Here is a 1433-nt window from a genome sequence, read left to right as displayed (position 1 = left end):
CATTCATGACCCACGTTTTGGAAAAGTCGGTTTGTATCCAGAAAGTATTTTGGTTGAGGTTTTTAAAGCCGAACAGAATTAATAGCAGTTTCTTGTTTTGAGAGAAATATCATGCAACAACTCACACTTTTCGCTGAATCAACCCCAATTTTACCAGTCACCTATTACCCTGATTTCTTAAGTCAGGAACTTGCCAACTCGCTCTACCAACACTGTCTACAACTAGAGTGGCAACAGAATCAAATCAGAATTGCGGGTAAAACAATGCCCATCCCTCGTCTCGAATGTATTTATGGTGATGCCGGATGTGATTATCTTTACTCCAACAGCGTATTTTTGAAACCACTATGTTGGACAGAAGCTCTGTCTAACTTGCGGGACAGAATCACCGCACTGACTGGTTACAAATTCCGTATCGTAATCGGCAACCAGTACCGCACGGGGACTGACTCAATCGGGTGGCATTCCGACAACGAACCATCGATGGGATCTAACCCTGCAATCGCGTCGGTAAGCCTGGGTTCATGTCGCAAATTTCAAATCAAACCGAGAAATGGCAAAGCAACAGATTTCTGGCTGGAACACGGCAGCTTACTTGTGATGCACCCCGGTTGTCAATCTACACATCTGCATCAGGTTCCCAAGACCAACAAAGTTGTTAGCACACGTATTAATCTCACGTTCCGACCGCATACCGGAGGCGGGAGATAAAGCTGTAGCTGGCTTAATGACGACTTTATAGCCAGCTATAAATATCGCAAAAAGTTTGAACCGGCGGCACAGACTCAAGTGCCGCTCCATTTCCATGCGTCAAAAAACAGAGGAAATATGCGTACAATCGAATCTGATTCTCAAGCTCTACACTTACAAGAATGGTTAAACAGTGGCGTTGACGAAGAAATCTTTCATCTCAATGTGCGATCGCTGTCTTTTACTTTGCCTTACGAATATCTCCTCTACAGTCCCAAAATCTCCCGTCGCAATGATGGGCGGCTCAGAGACAGGGACTTGAAGAAATACCAGCACATTGAACTTGGCGGCTGGTGGTGCAATGGCGTTGACCCCCTCAACGATTACAAATTAATGATGTGGGGCTGTTTCAAACCAGACCATCCCAGACGCGACCGCCAGAAGATCCACAAGTTCATCAAGTATGAACATCCATTTAGAGAAGAGACACGCGCCTTCTTCCTTCTAGTACCGAATCACATTTGGGTGAAAGTTTCCAATCGTAGCGGTATCCCCATCACTGAAGAGGACTTACAGCATCCTGGCGGTTTCTGGCACTGGGTTTGGAGGCATAATGTACCAGTGACAATCGTGGAAGGTGTCAAGAAAGCTGCTTGCTTACTGACTGCTGGTTATGCTGCGATCGCTATTCCTGGCGTTAACGCTGGATACCGCACACCCCAGGATGAATACGGTACTGTCAT

2 protein-coding genes are annotated in these 1433 nt (G+C 46.1%); both read left to right on the top strand.

What is annotated here, in order from left to right:
* Window positions 1-111: 111 nt before the first annotated feature.
* Window positions 112-711: an alpha-ketoglutarate-dependent dioxygenase AlkB family protein gene (locus ACWATR_RS39985; protein ID WP_460345917.1), complete on the top strand. Its 600-nt coding sequence runs from the start codon at window positions 112-114 to the stop codon at window positions 709-711.
* Window positions 712-828: 117 nt separating this feature from the next.
* Window positions 829-1433: DUF3854 domain-containing protein (locus tag ACWATR_RS39980; RefSeq protein ID WP_460345914.1), on the top strand; the 605-nt coding region annotated here is incomplete at its 3' end.

It is taken from the genome of Nostoc sp. UIC 10890, assembly GCF_054786515.1.
This window is presented reverse-complemented; position numbering and strand designations above follow the sequence as displayed.

Bases quoted from the DNA above. Each gene is read 5' to 3' on its own strand.
- ACWATR_RS39985 (WP_460345917.1), top strand. From the start codon at position 112: ATGCAACAACTCACACTTTTCGCTGAATCAACCCCAATTTTACCAGTC.